We start from the raw sequence: 16,585 nt of genomic DNA on the forward strand, positions 1-16,585 counted from the left end.
ATTACAAATCCAAAATATTTTTAATAAAAGGAATAGTTAGCTTTCGTTGTTGTGCTAACGTTGCTACTTCAAACTTTTCTAATAAAGAAAATAATGTACGCATATCTCGATTAACACGTTTTAATAAAAATAACCCAACATCTGTTGATAGTTCAAATCCACTTAATTGCGCTCTCAATTGCAAAGCTTTAAGCTTGTCATCATCGCTAAGTTCTTTTAATTGATAAACCTGCCCCCAAGATAATCTAGAAACTAAATCAGGCAATATAAAAGAAATTTGTTTAGGTGGAGCATTTGCTGTTATCAATAATTTACTCACATTCTTTTCTGTCAAACGATTAAATAAATCGAAAATAGCCTCTTCCCAATCCCTATGACCTGCTATTGCATCAATATCATCTAAACAGACTAAATCATAATTTTCTAATCCCTGTAAAATTTCAGGTACCAAATGGTAATGCTGTTTTAATGGAATATAACTAGCTAATTTATTTTGGCTTGACGCATGTAAAAGGTGAGTTCGGCCTGCAACGCTAGCCGCCCATATATAAAAGACATTAAACCCCTCTTTATCTAACAAGGTTTGCAATGAATCAAACAACAACCGATTATTACCTACATAAAAACTATCAAAAGTTTCATTATTAGATAACGGAAAAGGCAAAGGTAACTGTGAAAGAGTAATAAAGTAACCTCACAATACAAATAAAATCATATTAAGTATAAATTTGCTTTTATAAAAATCAATCACTTTTATACAAAAAGACAAACAGATAACAGTTAATAAAAAAATAAAACAAAAAACAATAAAACGATCAAAAATTGTTGTTTAAAATAAAAACAACAAAAAGTTAAAATTTAAGCAATCAAACTTAATTTTTGTGGATAACTCTGTTAAAAATTAGGATAACAAGCTGTTATGATCGCACTAACAACTTAGAAATAGAAAACAGTTGTGGATAAAAAGAATAGTTATACACAAGTTAAAACAAAAAAAGATCCGATCAATTAACAGAATAGACAGATCGATAAGATCCTATAAAATAATCACAAAAAAGAGTTATCAACAAAAAGGATCCGATCTAATAATAATAAAAATAAAAAGATCATCTAAAAGATCTTATTTTATTTAGACCGCGATCCTAATAGATCATTTGACGTAACAAAAAAGATGAGTAAAATCTCCTACCCTGAATAAATCAAATCTCCCGATCTAAATTAGCGATCATCTATACACAAAACAAATACGAGGCTTTTTATGTTTTATCCAGATCTTTTTGATGTCATCATTGTTGGTGGCGGTCATGCAGGAACAGAAGCAGCAATGGCATCAGCAAGAATGGGGCGAAAAACACTACTTTTAACCCATAATATCAATACATTAGGACAAATGTCTTGTAATCCTGCCATTGGTGGTATAGGCAAAGGCCATTTGGTAAAAGAAATTGATGCAATGGGTGGCTTAATGGCACACGCTATCGATCATGCTGGGATCCAATTTAGGATCTTAAATAGCAGTAAAGGACCTGCAGTTAGGGCTACAAGAGCACAAGCAGATCGATCACTATATTGCAAAGTGATCCGAACTACACTTGAAAATCAAGAAAATTTAATGCTCTTTCAACAATCTGTTGAAGATGTGATCATCGAAAACGATCAGATCCTAGGTGTAAAAACCCAAATGGGAGTATGCTTTAAAGCTAAAACAGTCGTATTAACAACAGGTACCTTTTTAGACGGAAAGATCCATATAGGACTTAATAATTACAGTGGTGGACGTACAGGCGATCCTGCTTCGATCGGCTTATCAAAATCACTTCATCAATATCCATTTAGAATGGGACGATTAAAAACTGGTACACCACCACGAATTGATGCGAGAACAATTGATTTTTCAAAATTAGGTACACAATATGGTGATGATCCTGTTCCTGTATTCTCATTTTTAGGTAATGCAAACGAACATCCTAAACAAATTCCTTGCTATATAACAAGCACTAACGAAACAACGCACGAGATAATCCGAAATAGTTTAGATCGTAGTCCCATGTATACAGGTGTTATAGAAGGAGTTGGCCCAAGATACTGCCCATCTATTGAAGACAAAATTATGCGTTTTGCGGATCGTAATTCTCATCAGATCTATTTAGAGCCTGAAGGATTAGATAGCAACGAAATATATCCAAACGGGATCTCAACAAGTTTACCATTTGATACACAATTAGCATTTGTACGCAGTATGAAAGGATTAGAAAATGCTAATATTGTCAGACCAGGTTATGCGATCGAATATGATTATTTTGATCCAAGGGATCTTAAGCCAACACTTGAAAGTAAAGTTATCAAAGGGCTCTTTTTAGCAGGACAGATCAACGGAACAACTGGCTATGAAGAAGCCGCAGCTCAAGGAATGCTTGCTGGTTTAAATGCAGCACGTTTTGCATATGATCAAGATCAATGGTATCCAAGCCGTGATCAAGCCTATTTAGGGGTATTAGTTGATGATCTTTGTACTCTTGGTACTAACGAACCTTATCGCATGTTTACCTCGCGTGCTGAATATCGTTTAATGTTACGTGAAGACAATGCTGATATTCGCTTAACCGAGCTTGGTCGCAAGCTAGGTATGGTTGATGATTATCGCTGGCAACGTTTTAACGAAAAATTTGAAGCTATTGAACAAGAAAGAGCAAGATTACGTGATATATGGGTACATCCTCATATTGAAAGCATTGACGAAGTAAACGCCGTATTAAGTGCTAATTTGACTAAAGAAGCCAATGGAGAAGAGCTACTTAAGCGACCTGAAATGAGTTATAACACATTGAAATCGCTTTCATTATTTGCTCCTGGATTGTCCGACGTACAGGCTGCGGAACAGGTTGAAATTCAAGTTAAATATGATGGATATATAAAACTGCAAATAGAAGAAATTGAACGTCAAAAACGCAATGAAGAAACGCTTATTCCTGAGCATATTGATTATGCTGAAATATCGGGTTTATCGAACGAAGTTGTGGCTAAATTAAAACAACATAAACCTATTTCAATAGGACAAGCTTCGCGTATATCAGGAATTACTCCTGCTGCGATTTCAATGTTACTAGTTTATTTAAAAAAGAAAAATTATGTTAAAAAAGAAACTCATTAATCTAATAGATCAAACCGATCTTTTTATCTCAGAATCACAAATAGATCAATTGATCCATTATGTTGAAATGCTCAACAAATGGAATAAGACTTACAACTTAACAGCTGTACGAGATCCTAATGAAATGTTAATCAAACATATCATGGATAGTTTAGTTGTATCGCCCTATTTAACTGGCAAAACTTTTATTGATGTTGGAACTGGTCCTGGTTTACCAGGTGTTCCACTAGCAATAATTAACCCAGATAAACAATTTGATTTAGTGGATAGTTTAGGTAAGCGTATTCGATTTTTAAAACAAGTTCAGTTTGAATTAAAGCTAACTAATATAAACCCAATACAAAGCCGAATAGAAGTGTATAACGATAAAAAGTTTGATGGAGTTATTAGCCGAGCATTTGCTTCATTGCAAGACATGCTTAGTTGGTGTAAACATCTTCCTAATGAACAAGGATTTTTTTATGCTTTAAAAGGAAGCGATATAGATCCTATTGCTGATGGTTTTACACTTAAACAAAATATAAAATTGACTATACCAGAATTAGATGCTGAAAGGTGTTTGATTATTATACAATAATTTTTGTAATTAAATACAAGCTGCTCTGAAACTTTTTACAAATTTAATTTTTGCGTTTTTTCAGATAATCTTTAATACCATCAACAATTGATTTAGACACTTGATTTTGGAATGAAACAGTCTTTAATTTTTTTTCTTCAGTAATATTACTAATAAAGGCTGTTTCGACTAAAACAGATGGAATATCGGGTGCTTTTAACACCGCAAAACCTGCTTTTTCAAGTGATGGTTTATGTAACTTATTGACTCTTTTCATTCGATTCAAAATAGCATTACCAAGTAATACCCCATTATTTAATGTTGTTTTTTGAACCAAATCTAAAATGGTATTATCTAAATATTTATCACCACTACGGCTAACACCGCCTATTTGATCTGCTTCATTTTGAGTTTGGGCCAAATAACTGGCTGCAGAACTACTTGCTCCACCTGTTGATAATGCAAAAACCGATGAACCACCGACAGAACGATTAGCAAAAGCATCTGCATGAATAGAAATAAATAGATCTGCATGGAGTGAACGAGCTTTAGCAACTCGCACTTTTAATGGGATAAAAACATCTTCATTACGGGTCATGTAGACTTTTATATTCGGTTCTTTCTTAAGTAAATTATAAGTACGACGTGCAATTTGCAAAACAATATCTTTTTCACGTGTTTTATTGTAACCAATAGCGCCAGGATCTTCTCCACCGTGTCCAGGATCAATCACAACAATAACGGGAGCATTTTTACTCTTATTGGTTGGTGTTTTTATACCAGATTGCTTTTTATTGAGATCACCTTTTTTATATTCTTCTAAAAGCGCAAGTAAAGGGTCATCATCAGTGCTTGAAGCTGGTTTAGATGGATAAAGATCCATAACTAAACGATGTTTGAATTTTGCTATCGGCGATAAGGTAAAAGTATTCGGTTGAACACCTTGTTTTAATTCGATCAAAATTCTTACTGTCTTTGGATCTCGTTGAACAACGCGTATAGATTTAATATAAGGGTCGTGTTTTAATACTTTTGATGAGATATTTTTTAAAATTGGATTTAGATTAACATTGTTAATATCAATAGCGATCCTATTAGGATTACTTAATAAAAAGTGCTTATATTTTAAGCTAATATTTGATTCTAAAGTAATTCTTGTATAAGTTGATGAAGGCCAAACACGCACAGCAATAACTTGCGCCATTGCTGCGGCAAAGCCTACACGAGTGACGGATAACAAACATGTAGCAATAATACCTTTTATTAATAGGCGCTTTGTTGGGCTAAATGTTTTTTTCATACCTTAAAAACTTTATTTATTATCAAAATTAGCTGCAGATAATAGCATAAACTAAAGGGATATTAAAAAGAATGATTATCATAATCGACTGTTATTTTTGTAAATAGTCTGTTCTAAATTATCAATCAATTTTTATAATAAAAAAGATTATCAAATTAAATAATAAAAACAACCTTGCTTTAAGTTGTCATTTTTATTTTGTTATAGACCCTATAATAACAAAAGATTACAATATAGCACGCTAAAATCGCGGATTTAAACCCGTTTTCATTTTAACAATTAAATTATAGCTGAGTTATTGATGAGCAAAAAACTACATATCAAAACTTGGGGCTGTCAAATGAATGAGTATGACTCAACAAAAATGGCAGATCTCCTTGAATCTACCCACGGTTTAACTTTAACTGAAAATGCCGAAGAAGCAGATATTTTATTACTCAATACCTGCTCTATTCGAGAAAAAGCCCAAGAAAAAGTCTTTCATCAATTAGGACGTTGGAAGAACCTTAAAAAAAATAACCCAAATATCATTATTGGTGTAGGGGGATGTGTTGCTTCACAAGAAGGCGCCCACATTCGCAAACGAGCACCATTTGTGGATATTATTTTTGGACCTCAGACCTTTCACCGATTACCAGAAATGATTGAGCAAGTTAGAAGTGGTAAAGGTAATCATGTGGTTGATGTAAGTTTTCCTGAAATAGAAAAATTTGATCGCCTACCAGAGCCTCGTAGTGAAGGCCCAACCGCATTTGTTTCAATTATGGAAGGATGTAATAAATATTGTACTTATTGCGTAGTTCCTTACACTCGAGGTGAAGAAGTTAGTCGACCTTGTGATGATGTTATTTATGAAATAGCTCAGCTTGCTGAGCAAGGTGTACGTGAAGTCAATCTATTAGGTCAAAATGTAAATGCATATCGTGGACCGACATTCGATGGTGATATCTGTTCCTTTGCTGAATTACTACGCTTAGTTGCAGCCATTGATGGTATAGATCGTATTCGTTTTACAACTAGCCATCCAATCGAATTTACAGATGATATTATTGATGTTTATCGTGACACACCAGAACTAGTAAATTTTTTACATTTACCAGTACAAAGTGGATCAGATCGTGTATTAAACTTAATGAAACGTACGCATACTGCACTTGAATATAAATCAATTATTCGAAAACTACGCAAAGTACGACCAGATATTCAAATTAGCTCCGATTTTATTGTTGGTTTCCCAGGTGAAACACAAGAAGACTTTGAACAAACCATGAAGTTAATTGCCGATGTTAATTTTGATTTAAGTTACAGTTTTGTCTATTCAGCACGTCCAGGTACGCCAGCTGCTGAAATGGAAGATAATGTTTCGGAAGAAGAAAAAAAACAAAGACTATACATTCTTCAAGAGCGAATTAACCAACAAGCTATGCAATTTAGCCGTCGTATGTTAAATACCGTGCAACGTATTTTGGTTGAAGGTCCATCCAAAAAAGATCTTATGGAATTAACAGGCCGAACTGAAAATAATAGAATTGTTAACTTTGAAGGTCGCCCTGAAATGATTGGTAAATTTGTTGACGTTGAAATTACCGATGTTTATCCAAATTCATTGCGTGGCAAAGTAGTTAGAACTGAAGATGAAATGGATCTACGCGTAAGCGAATCACCAATGTCAGTTATATCTCGAACCCGAAAGGAAAATGATTTAGGTGTTGGTATTTATCAACCATAAAAACAAAACGTAAAATATTTAGTTATTTATTTTAAATAGAAATTAAAAAGTTATTAAATAAGAAAATAGGAAAGAAAAAATGTTTATTATTTTTGGTACTCGTGGAAGAGAAATCAACGAACGTGGTGGACAATTTAATTGTCCTAATTGTTGCTCACAACAAAATATTACTACTGACGAAAAACAACAGAAATACACACAAATAAAAGTAGCAAAATATTTTACATTATTTTTTATTCCTATTTTTAGTTACTCTACCTTAGGTCGTTATATAAAATGTAATCAATGCAATAACGATTATAACGAAAATGTGCTCGACTATGTACCGCCAACATTTGAAGAACAAATAGCTTCATATGTTGAACAAGAGTTAAAAAGTGGAACACCTATTTCAATGTTGGTTAATAAATTGAAATCACAAGGATTTGATGAAAATCAATCAACAAGTGCAGTAAATAATGTTGTTAACGGAAATATAGTTTCTTGTCATCAATGTAAAATGGATTTTATAAAAGGCGTTGAAAAATGTTCTTTATGTGAACAGCGTCTGAGCAATTAAAATTAATTGAATAGAGGTTTTATTTTTGAATATTACAACACAAGAAACCATACTTGAGCCCGCTGATAATCAGCGGCTTAATAGTCTTTGTGGTCCTTATAATGACAATATAAAACAGTTAGAACGTCGGCTTGGTATTGAAATTAATCATCGAGGTAATTTATTTTCAATAACTGGCGATGATATTTGTGTTCGGGCGACTATTGATATTTTGCAATCTCTTTATAAACAAACCACAATCAAAGACAAAATAATTGATATTGAACCAGAACAAATTCATTTAGCTATCAAAGAGACAGGTGCGCTTAAAAAAGTGAGTGAACACTTACCTAGTTATGTTGATCATCAAGGCGGAAAGCTAGTGATGATAAAAACTAAGCGAGGTATAATCAAACCCCGAACAGCGAACCAAGCACAATACATAGCTCATGTTTTGGATTACGACATTTCTTTTGGTATAGGACCTGCTGGAACAGGTAAAACTTATTTAGCGGTAGCAGCTGCCGTTGATGCGCTCGAAAAACAACAAATTCGTCGTATTGTACTAACTCGACCAGCAGTCGAAGCTGGTGAAAAACTTGGCTTTTTACCAGGCGATTTAAGCCAAAAAGTGGATCCTTACTTACGTCCACTTTATGATGCTTTATTTGAAATGTTAGGTTTTGAAAAAGTCGAAAAACTAATTGAAAAAAGTGTGATTGAAGTGGCGCCACTCGCTTATATGCGTGGACGCACATTAAATGATGCATTTATTATTCTTGATGAAAGCCAAAATACAACGATTGAACAAATGAAAATGTTTTTAACTCGAATTGGTTTTAATTCGAAAGCGGTAATAACAGGTGATATTACTCAAATCGATTTACCACGTAATCAAAAATCTGGGTTACGTCATGCAATAGAAGTATTAAGCCAAGTTGATGAAATTAGTTTTAATTTTTTTAATAGTGAAGATGTCGTGCGCCACCCAGTAGTTGCTAGAATTGTTAATGCTTACGAAAAATGGGAAGAACAGCAACATATGCAACATAAGTTGCAGCATACAGAAAGAAGTATTTAGAGGAGTACTATTATCTCTATCTCAAGTAAAAAAAAGAAAACTAAGATTCGAGATCATTCCGCGGAAGCAAATTTGTTTTTACGCCGAGCACTGTTTTCTTTTATTGTCATTATTATTTTAATTATCATATTGATTGCAAACTTAGCTGGTTTACAGATTTTGAATTATAGCTATTACACTACTAAATCTAATGATAATCGTATTGAAATTATTCCTATTCCACCTAATCGTGGCATGATTTATGATCGTAATGGTACGCCATTAGCGATTAATAATATTACATATCAATTAAATATTATTCCTGATAAAACTAAAAACCTCAATGAACAATTTGAGCAATTAAAAAAGATTGTTGATTTGACAGATGAAGATATTGAAACATTTCAAAAAGAACGGCGCAATTATAGAGCTCATCGTCCAGTACCGCTAAAAGATAATTTAACCGAAAAACAAATAGCTCGTTTTGTTGTAGATCAACATCGTTTTCCGTTTGTTTCTATTGTAGGTATACAGCATCGTTATTATCCTTATGGATCATCACTGACCCATATTCTTGGCTATATCTCTAAAATTAATAGCCAAGATAAACAGCGATTAGAAGATGAAAATAAAGCAAGTGATTATGTGGCAACTTTTAATATTGGTAAAATGGGAATAGAAAAGTACTACGAAGACGTATTACACGGAACCCCTGGTTATGAAAAGGTTGAAGTTAACAGCCGAGGTAGAATTGTACGCCAGCTAAATCAACATCCACCACAAGCAGGTGAGGATATCTATTTATCTATTAACCTAAAATTACAGCTTTATATAGAGCAATTACTGGCTGGACGTAAAGCGGCAGTGGTAGCTATTGACCCTAATAATGGTGAAATTTTATCCTTGGTTTCTAGTCCAAGTTATGATTCCAACGCTTTTGTTGGTGGTATATCAAGTACTAAATATAGCGAATTACTCAAAGATCCTAGTAAGCCACTTTTTAATCGAGCTTTATTAGGTGCTTATCCACCAGCTTCAACAGTTAAGCCTTTTATTTCCATTGCGGCCTTAAGTGAAGGAGTGATCACACCAAAAAGTGTGGTTAATGATCCTGGTTGGTGGCAATTACCTGGTACTGAACGGCGTTATCGTGATTGGTTAAAATGGGGACACGGTCGAGTTGATGTATTAAGGGCTATTGAAGAATCAGTTGATACCTACTTTTATCAAGTTGCTTATGATATGGGCATTGACCGCCTAAATCTGTGGATGACTAAATTTGGTTATGGTGAACGAACAGGTATAGATATTTCACCAAACGAAGAAACACGAGCAGTTATGCCTAGTCGTGAATGGAAAATCAAACGCCATAAAAAATCTTGGTTGCAAGGCGATACTATACCAGTTGGTATCGGTCAAGGTTATTGGACAGCAACACCTATCCAAATGGCAAAAGCATTAACCACGTTAATTAATAATGGTAAAACTTATACTCCGCATTTTTTATTATATAAAAAGAGCGATATTTTAAATTCAGATGAACATCAACCAACAATTAATCCTGAAAAATACATAGAAGATAATAGTTTAGTTAATGTTAAATCAATTTATTGGGATTTAGCTAAAGAAGGTATGCATCGTGTCATGTTTGGATCACGAGGAACGGCACGTAAAATTTATGCAGATGCAAAATATCAAGCGGCTGGCAAATCAGGTACCGCACAAGTTTATGGCTTAAAACAAGATGAAGTTTATAACGCTCATAAGATCCCTGAACATTTACGCGATCACGCGTTATTTATTGCTTATGCTCCTTACGATAATCCAAAAATTGCCTTAGCCATTGTTTTAGAAAATGGCGGTGGCGGAAGCTCAAACGGCGGTGCAGTAGCTCGTAAAATATTAGATTTTTATCTTCTTGGAAATAACTCAACAGAGCTAGATGACCCATCACCAAATACAGGAGCTGAAGATTAATAATGAATAATAGTAAAAAATCTTTTTGGCAAAAAATACATATTGATCCCTTATTTTTTTTATTTATTACTTTATTACTAGGTTATAGTCTTTATATACTTTGGAGTGCTAGTGGGCAAAATATTGATATGATGCAAAAGCGAGTAATACAAATATTACTTGGCTATACTGTAATGATTACGCTGGCACAATTTTCGCCCAGAACTTATGAAAAATGGTCACCATATCTGTATGTTGTTTGCATTATCATCCTATTATTAGTAGATATTTTTGGATATACCAGTAAAGGCGCACAGCGCTGGTTAGATTTAGGTATTTTGCGATTTCAACCTTCTGAAATAGCCAAAATAGCCGTACCATTAATGGTTGCAAAGTTCATTCATCGTGATGGATGCCCACCGCCATTAAAAACCACATTACAAACACTTGGTATAATTGGAGTGCCTACATTACTTGTTGCTATGCAACCAGATCTAGGCACAGCAATATTGATTATTATGTCAGGAATTTTTATTATTTTTTTAGCAGGCATTAATTGGCGCTATATTCTTATTGCATTAATTTTAATTGCTATATTTTTACCAATTATGTGGTTTTTTTTAATGCATGATTATCAACAAAAACGCGTATTGATGCTAATAAATCCTGAGCTTGATCCAAATGGGGCTGGTTATCATATTATTCAATCTAAAACAGCAATTGGATCGGGTGGTATATGGGGCAAAGGCTGGCTTGAAGGTACGCAATCGCAACTTGAATTTTTACCAGAGCGACACACGGATTTTATCTTTTCAGTTATAGCTGAAGAGTTTGGTTTTATTGGTTCGATTATTTTGTTAATTCTATTTTTATGCTTAATTGTGCGTGGACTTATTATTGCAGCTCAAGCACAAACAACATTTGGACGAATTTTATCGGGTGGACTAATTTTAGTATTTTTTATTTATGCATTTATTAATATTGGTATGGTCAGTGGAATCTTACCAGTAGTTGGTGTACCATTACCTCTAATAAGTTATGGTGGCTCATCTTTAGTCGTATTAATGGCAAGTTTTGGCATTATGATGTCTATTCACACACATCGATATATGTTGTCTAAAAATATTTAACGGAATTGAAATAAATGAAAAAGAAATTTAAATTATCTTTTGCTTTGTTTACGCTTGCAATTTGTTCATCAGCATCGGCTGAAATGGCTTTTCCTATCCCAGCTATTCCACAACTAGATGCTGAATCTTATATTTTAATCGATGCAAAATCAGGCGAAATTTTGGCACAATATAATGCTGAACAACAGCGTGACCCAGCTAGCCTAACCAAAATGATGACCAGTTATGTGGTTGGTCAAGCACTACGCTCAGGACGCATAAAAAATGATGATATGGTTGTAGTAAGTAAAGATGCATGGGCAACGGGCAACCCTGTTTTAAAAGGGTCATCATTGATGTTTTTAGAAGTGGGTAAAACAGTATCAGTATCTGATCTTAATAAAGGTATTATCATCCAATCTGGTAACGATGCTTGTATTGCAATGGCTGAACATGTTGCAGGAAGCCAAGGTGCATTTGTTAACCTAATGAATGATTATGCAAAAAAAATTGGACTAAACCATACCCATTTTGAAACCGTTCATGGGCTCGATGCGCCAGGGCAATACACAACAGCTAAAGACATGGCTTTTTTAGGGCAAGCATTGATTCGTGATTTACCAGAAGAATATTCTATTTATAAACAAAAAGAATTTACCTATACCCTATCAAAACCACAACTTAATCGAAATGGACTACTTTGGGATACCACATTAAACGTTGATGGAATTAAAACAGGACATACCAATGCTGCTGGCTATAACTTAGTTGCTTCAGCGGTTGATGGCAATACCCGTTTAATTTCAGCGGTACTAGGTGGACGAACCTTTAAAGGGCGTGAAGAAGAAAGTAAAAAACTATTAGTATGGGGATTCCGCTTTTTTGAAACTGCAAATCCTGTAAAAGCTGATACGCCATTAGCAACAGAAACGATTTGGTATGGTGATAAAAATAAAATTCAATTAGGTGCAACTAATGGCGCTTATATCACAGTACCAAAAGGTCGTGCGGCAGATGTGCAAGTTGAATATAAAATTGATGATTATATTTATGCTCCAATAACCAAAGGTACAGCCGTAGGTAAAATGCAGTTCCTATTAGATGGTAAAGTAATTAGTGAACAGCCACTTGTTGCTTTGCAAAATGTTGAAGAAACAGGATTTTTTGGTGGAATCTGGGATTGGATCTGCCTACAATGCCATAAATTATTTAGCTAGTTTCAATTATTACAGTTCTGTAAGTATCAGCTTACAGAACAACCTTACTTTTTAAAAATAAACATCTTCTAATATAAAAAACTGCCATAAAAAACCGTCAGGTAGACTATTGATTTTATTGAATTTTTATTAAAACGCTATATTTAACAAATAGTTGCTAATTAAATATACAATAAACACTTAATAAAACTAACTTATACATCATTACAATAATTAACTCCGCTAACAACAGTTAATATTACAAATAAAGCTAGCAATCTTATACTATTTATGGTATAAAACGCGCGCTACATTTCACATTATTTTTTTGCAAAAGTAATGATGGATAAAAGCATTAAATTTAATGATTAATTAACGTTATAACACACACATATCATTACACTTTTCCGGGGTGCCTTTTACTTTATGTATAGGTCGGTAAAAGCGGATATGTGGAGGCATAACCCCAACGTCAAAATGAGGAAATCATGACTACAGTATCAATGCGCGATATGTTACAAGCGGGTGTACACTTTGGACACCAAACTCGTTATTGGAACCCAAAAATGAAACCATTTATTTTTGGTGCACGCAATAAAGTTCATATTATCAATCTTGAAAAAACAGTACCACTGTTTAACGAAGCATTAGCTGAATTAAACAAGATTGCCGCTCGTAAAGGTAAAATTTTATTTGTTGGTACAAAACGTGCAGCTAGCGAAGCAATTAAACAAGCTGCTGAAAGCTGTGGACAATACTACGTTAATCACCGTTGGTTAGGTGGTATGTTGACTAACTGGAAAACAGTACGTCAATCAATCAAACGTCTAAAAGATTTAGAAACACAAGCTAGTGATGGTACATTCGATAAATTAACCAAAAAAGAAGCACTAATGCGTGCTCGTGAAATGGCTAAATTAGAAAATAGCTTGGGTGGAATTAAAAATATGGGTGGCTTACCTGATGTGATCTTTGTTATTGGTGCAGACCACGAACATATCGCTATCAAAGAAGCTAACAACTTAGGTATTCCAGTCATTGCTATTGTTGATACTAACTCAGATCCTGATGGTATTGATTACGTTGTTCCAGGTAATGATGATGCGATTCGTGCAATTCAATTATATGCAAATGCAGTTGCTGAAGCAGTACGTTCTGGTCGTGAACAAAACCAATCTCCAGTATCTGAAGAAAGCTTCGTAGAAGAAGCGCCAGCAGCAGAGTAATAAACTCAAATATTTTCAGGGTCGATAATAATATCGACCCATTCTAATGAAAATCATCACAATGGTTAAATAGAGGATTAAAAAATGGCTGAAGTTACCGCTTCTATGGTAAAAGAACTGCGCGAAAGAACTGGCGCAGGTATGATGGAATGTAAAAAAGCATTAGTTGAAGCAAACGGTGATATCGAACTTGCAATTGACAACATGCGTAAATCAGGTCAAGCAAAAGCAGCTAAAAAAGCAGGTCGTGTTGCGGCTGAAGGTGTTATTATTTCTAAAATCTCTGCGGATAAAAAATTTGGCGTAATATTAGAAGTAAACTGCGAAACAGACTTTGTTGCTAAAGATGCAGGATTCTTAGCATTTAGTGATAAAGTTGCAGAGGCGGCATTAACAGAACGCATTAGCGATATTGCTGCACTACAAGCTAAATTTGAAGAAGAGCGCACAGCTTTAGTTGCTAAAATTGGTGAAAACATCGGTATTCGTCGTGTTGCTGAAATTGCTGGTGACGTAGTAGGTAGTTACCAACACGGTGCTCGTATTGGTGTATTAGTTGCTGCAAACGGTGCTGACGATGAATTAGTTAAACACATCGCAATGCACATTGCTGCAAGCAAACCAGAGTACGTTGATCCAAGTGACGTACCTGCTGATGTAGTTGAACATGAACGTAACATTCAAATTGATATCGCAATGCAATCAGGTAAACCACGTGAAATCGCTGAAAAAATGGTTGAAGGCCGTATGCGTAAATTCACTGGTGAAGTATCACTAACTGGTCAACCATTTGTAATGGAACCTTCAAAAACTGTTGGCGACTTATTAAAAGAAAAGAGCGCAGCAGTTACTTCATTCATTCGTTTTGAAGTGGGTGAAGGTATTGAAAAAGTCGAAGTTGACTTCGCAGCAGAAGTTGCAGCAATATCAAAACAATCTTAATTGTTTTATAAAACCGCCGTTAAGGCGGTTTTGTTTATCTACAAAATATTTTAAAATTACTGCTAGATAGGAGCCCTAGCTCCTTATTTTATTAAATAACGAAACAGTGAGACATCATATGGTAACCCCTTTTTATAAACGTATTCTTCTTAAACTCAGTGGTGAAGCACTACAAGGTGACGAAGGTTTTGGTATTGATGCAACCGTTCTTGATCGTATGGCTCAAGAAATAAAAGAGCTTATTGAAATGAATGTTGAAGTTGCTGTTGTTATTGGGGGTGGTAATCTATTTCGTGGCGCAGGGCTTGCTAAAGCGGGAATGAACCGAGTAGTTGGTGATCACATGGGCATGCTTGCAACTGTCATGAATGGACTTGCGATGCGAGATGCATTGCACCGAATAGAAGTAAACGCTCGCCTAATGTCAGCCATTCCATTAAATGGCGTGTGCGATGACTATCGTTGGACTGAAGCAATTAGCTTGCTTCGTCATGGTAAAGTCGTTATCCTTTCTGCTGGAACTGGTAATCCTTTTTTCACAACCGATTCAGCAGCATGCTTACGGGGTATTGAAATTGGTGCAGATGTTGTCTTAAAAGCGACCAAAGTAGATGGTGTTTACTCTGCCGATCCTGTTAAAGATCCAACAGCAACACTTTATAAAACACTAAGCTATGAAAAAGTGCTTACAGATGAGCTTAAAGTAATGGATTTAGCGGCATTCACATTAGCAAGGGATCATAATTTACCAATTTGTGTCTTTAATATGAATAAACCTGGAGCGTTGCGTCGTGTTATATTAGGTGAACAAGAAGGGACATTAATTAATAACAAAGCAACAGTAACCAGTTAATTATCTTTATTTTAAATAAGGCTTTTATTATGTTAAACGAGATTCAAAAAGAAGCGCAAACGCGCATGGAAAAAAGTATTGATGCGTTTCAAAATCATATTTCTAAAGTAAGAACGGGTCGCGCATCACCAAGCTTATTAGATGGTATTATGGTTGAATATTATGGTAGTCCAACGCCATTACGCCAACTAGCTAACATCGTTGCTGAAGATGCAAGAACGCTAGCGATTACTGTATTTGACAAATCACTTACGCCACTAATTGAAAAAGCAATCTTAACATCAGATTTAGGACTTAACCCAGCATCAGCAGGTACCGTTATTCGCGTTCCATTACCGCCACTAACCGAAGAACGCCGTCGAGACTTAACCAAAATTGTCCGTAACGAAGCAGAACAAGGTCGAGTATCGATCCGTAATATTCGCCGTGATGCCAACGACCAAATCAAAGCATTACTAAAAGATAAAGAAATATCTGAAGATGATGAACGTAAAGCACAAGATTTAATCCAAAAAGCGACAGATGCCGCAATTAAAAAATTAGATACAGTGCTTGCCGATAAAGAAAAGGAACTAATGGAATTCTAATTTTTATCTTCTTTTTCCTCTTTTCTTCCAAACGCTCTGTTTTATAAAGCAGAGTGTTTTTCCTTGATTTTAAAAATCGGTCAGTAAATGAATTGATTTTATTTATGTTTTTTGAATCCAATTTTTACCAAAAACATCCCACCATCCCCAACATCCCCAACATCCGCCGTTACCCCACCACGAACAATTATTTACAATAAATTAACAAAAAGCTAGCCAACAAATTTTTAAATGGTTATACTTTCATCGCTATAGGAAAACAGGCTTATTAAATAAGCAAATAATTATAAAAATTTAAATAAAACAAATAATTACTTGACAGGTGAACCATAATGCATTATCATTTTAGGCACAAGGCACAAGCAAACCTATGTCTTAAGTT

The 16,585-nt window shown here is 34.6% G+C and carries 14 protein-coding genes; 12 read left to right on the top strand and 2 right to left on the bottom strand.

All coding sequences use genetic code 11. The features are described from left to right. Position 1: 1 nt before the first annotated feature. Positions 2–685, bottom strand: a complete 684-nt coding sequence (gene hda, locus J6569_RS08480; RefSeq protein ID WP_081300165.1) for a DnaA inactivator Hda — start codon at positions 683–685, stop codon at positions 2–4. A gap of 573 nt (positions 686–1,258) precedes the next feature. Here hda and mnmG point away from each other — a divergent pair. Beyond that, positions 1,259–3,151, top strand: a complete 1,893-nt coding sequence (gene mnmG, locus J6569_RS08485) for a tRNA uridine-5-carboxymethylaminomethyl(34) synthesis enzyme MnmG (protein WP_296318241.1) — start codon at positions 1,259–1,261, stop codon at positions 3,149–3,151. Continuing rightward, the gene (gene rsmG / locus J6569_RS08490; protein WP_296318242.1) at positions 3,129–3,728 is read left to right on the top strand and encodes a 16S rRNA (guanine(527)-N(7))-methyltransferase RsmG; all 600 of its coding nucleotides are present in this window, start codon (positions 3,129–3,131) and stop codon (positions 3,726–3,728) included. Before mnmG ends, rsmG begins: the two co-directional genes overlap by 23 nt. 43 nt (positions 3,729–3,771) lie before the next feature. On the opposite strand, the gene J6569_RS08495 is transcribed toward rsmG, so the two are convergent. Then, positions 3,772–5,007, bottom strand: a complete 1,236-nt coding sequence (locus tag J6569_RS08495; RefSeq protein WP_065590780.1) for an N-acetylmuramoyl-L-alanine amidase — start codon at positions 5,005–5,007, stop codon at positions 3,772–3,774. A 301-nt stretch (positions 5,008–5,308) separates the two neighbouring features. Between J6569_RS08495 and miaB the strand changes: the two genes are divergently transcribed. The 10 genes from miaB (at position 5,309) to frr (ending at position 16,203) form a co-directional block, all read left to right on the top strand. Then, complete coding sequence (gene miaB / locus J6569_RS08500; RefSeq protein WP_065590779.1) at positions 5,309–6,736, top strand: tRNA (N6-isopentenyl adenosine(37)-C2)-methylthiotransferase MiaB; 1,428 nt, start codon at positions 5,309–5,311, stop codon at positions 6,734–6,736. Positions 6,737–6,815: 79 nt separating this feature from the next. Further along, complete coding sequence (locus J6569_RS08505; RefSeq protein ID WP_296318243.1) at positions 6,816–7,295, top strand: hypothetical protein; 480 nt, start codon at positions 6,816–6,818, stop codon at positions 7,293–7,295. 25 nt (positions 7,296–7,320) lie between these two features. Continuing rightward, positions 7,321–8,355 (top strand): PhoH family protein, encoded by a 1,035-nt coding sequence (locus J6569_RS08510; RefSeq protein ID WP_296318244.1) that lies wholly within the window; start codon positions 7,321–7,323, stop codon positions 8,353–8,355. A gap of 18 nt (positions 8,356–8,373) precedes the next feature. Further along, positions 8,374–10,311 carry a penicillin-binding protein 2 gene (gene mrdA, locus J6569_RS08515; protein WP_174799311.1) on the top strand — a complete coding sequence of 646 codons (1,938 nt, stop codon included), beginning with the start codon at positions 8,374–8,376 and terminating at the stop codon, positions 10,309–10,311. Positions 10,312–10,313: 2 nt separating this feature from the next. Next, positions 10,314–11,420, top strand: a complete 1,107-nt coding sequence (gene mrdB / locus J6569_RS08520) for a peptidoglycan glycosyltransferase MrdB (RefSeq protein WP_034911963.1) — start codon at positions 10,314–10,316, stop codon at positions 11,418–11,420. A gap of 14 nt (positions 11,421–11,434) precedes the next feature. Further along, on the top strand, positions 11,435–12,616 hold the full coding sequence (locus J6569_RS08525; protein WP_296318245.1) for a serine hydrolase: 1,182 nt from the start codon (positions 11,435–11,437) through the stop codon (positions 12,614–12,616). Between the two features lie 467 nt (positions 12,617–13,083). Continuing rightward, positions 13,084–13,821 (top strand): 30S ribosomal protein S2, encoded by a 738-nt coding sequence (rpsB, locus tag J6569_RS08530; protein ID WP_034947534.1) that lies wholly within the window; start codon positions 13,084–13,086, stop codon positions 13,819–13,821. Positions 13,822–13,905: 84 nt separating this feature from the next. After that, entirely contained in the window at positions 13,906–14,763 is an 858-nt protein-coding gene (gene tsf / locus J6569_RS08535; protein WP_065590774.1) for a translation elongation factor Ts, read from the top strand. A 118-nt stretch (positions 14,764–14,881) separates the two neighbouring features. After that, positions 14,882–15,616, top strand: a complete 735-nt coding sequence (gene pyrH / locus J6569_RS08540) for a UMP kinase (RefSeq protein ID WP_034911998.1) — start codon at positions 14,882–14,884, stop codon at positions 15,614–15,616. Positions 15,617–15,645: 29 nt separating this feature from the next. Further along, a complete protein-coding gene (gene frr / locus J6569_RS08545) occupies positions 15,646–16,203 on the top strand; it encodes a ribosome recycling factor (RefSeq protein WP_065560532.1) in 558 nt (185 codons plus the stop codon). The last annotated feature ends 382 nt before the right edge of the window (positions 16,204–16,585 follow it).

The sequence above is a fragment of the Gilliamella sp. genome (assembly GCF_024104075.1).
Taxonomy (GTDB): domain Bacteria; phylum Pseudomonadota; class Gammaproteobacteria; order Enterobacterales; family Orbaceae; genus Gilliamella; species Gilliamella bombi.

Excerpts from the sequence above, each read along its gene's own strand:
- tsf (WP_065590774.1), top strand. The coding sequence starts at position 13,906 with ATGGCTGAAGTTACCGCTTCTATGGTAAAAGAACTGCGCGAAAGAACT.
- J6569_RS08505 (WP_296318243.1), top strand. The coding sequence starts at position 6,816 with ATGTTTATTATTTTTGGTACTCGTGGAAGAGAAATCAACGAACGTGGT.
- miaB (WP_065590779.1), top strand. The coding sequence starts at position 5,309 with ATGAGCAAAAAACTACATATCAAAACTTGGGGCTGTCAAATGAATGAG.
- frr (WP_065560532.1), top strand. The coding sequence starts at position 15,646 with ATGTTAAACGAGATTCAAAAAGAAGCGCAAACGCGCATGGAAAAAAGT.
- J6569_RS08525 (WP_296318245.1), top strand. The coding sequence starts at position 11,435 with ATGAAAAAGAAATTTAAATTATCTTTTGCTTTGTTTACGCTTGCAATT.
- mrdB (WP_034911963.1), top strand. The coding sequence starts at position 10,314 with ATGAATAATAGTAAAAAATCTTTTTGGCAAAAAATACATATTGATCCC.
- pyrH (WP_034911998.1), top strand. The coding sequence starts at position 14,882 with ATGGTAACCCCTTTTTATAAACGTATTCTTCTTAAACTCAGTGGTGAA.
- rpsB (WP_034947534.1), top strand. The coding sequence starts at position 13,084 with ATGACTACAGTATCAATGCGCGATATGTTACAAGCGGGTGTACACTTT.
- rsmG (WP_296318242.1), top strand. The coding sequence starts at position 3,129 with ATGTTAAAAAAGAAACTCATTAATCTAATAGATCAAACCGATCTTTTT.
- J6569_RS08495 (WP_065590780.1), bottom strand. The coding sequence starts at position 5,007 with ATGAAAAAAACATTTAGCCCAACAAAGCGCCTATTAATAAAAGGTATT.
- mnmG (WP_296318241.1), top strand. The coding sequence starts at position 1,259 with ATGTTTTATCCAGATCTTTTTGATGTCATCATTGTTGGTGGCGGTCAT.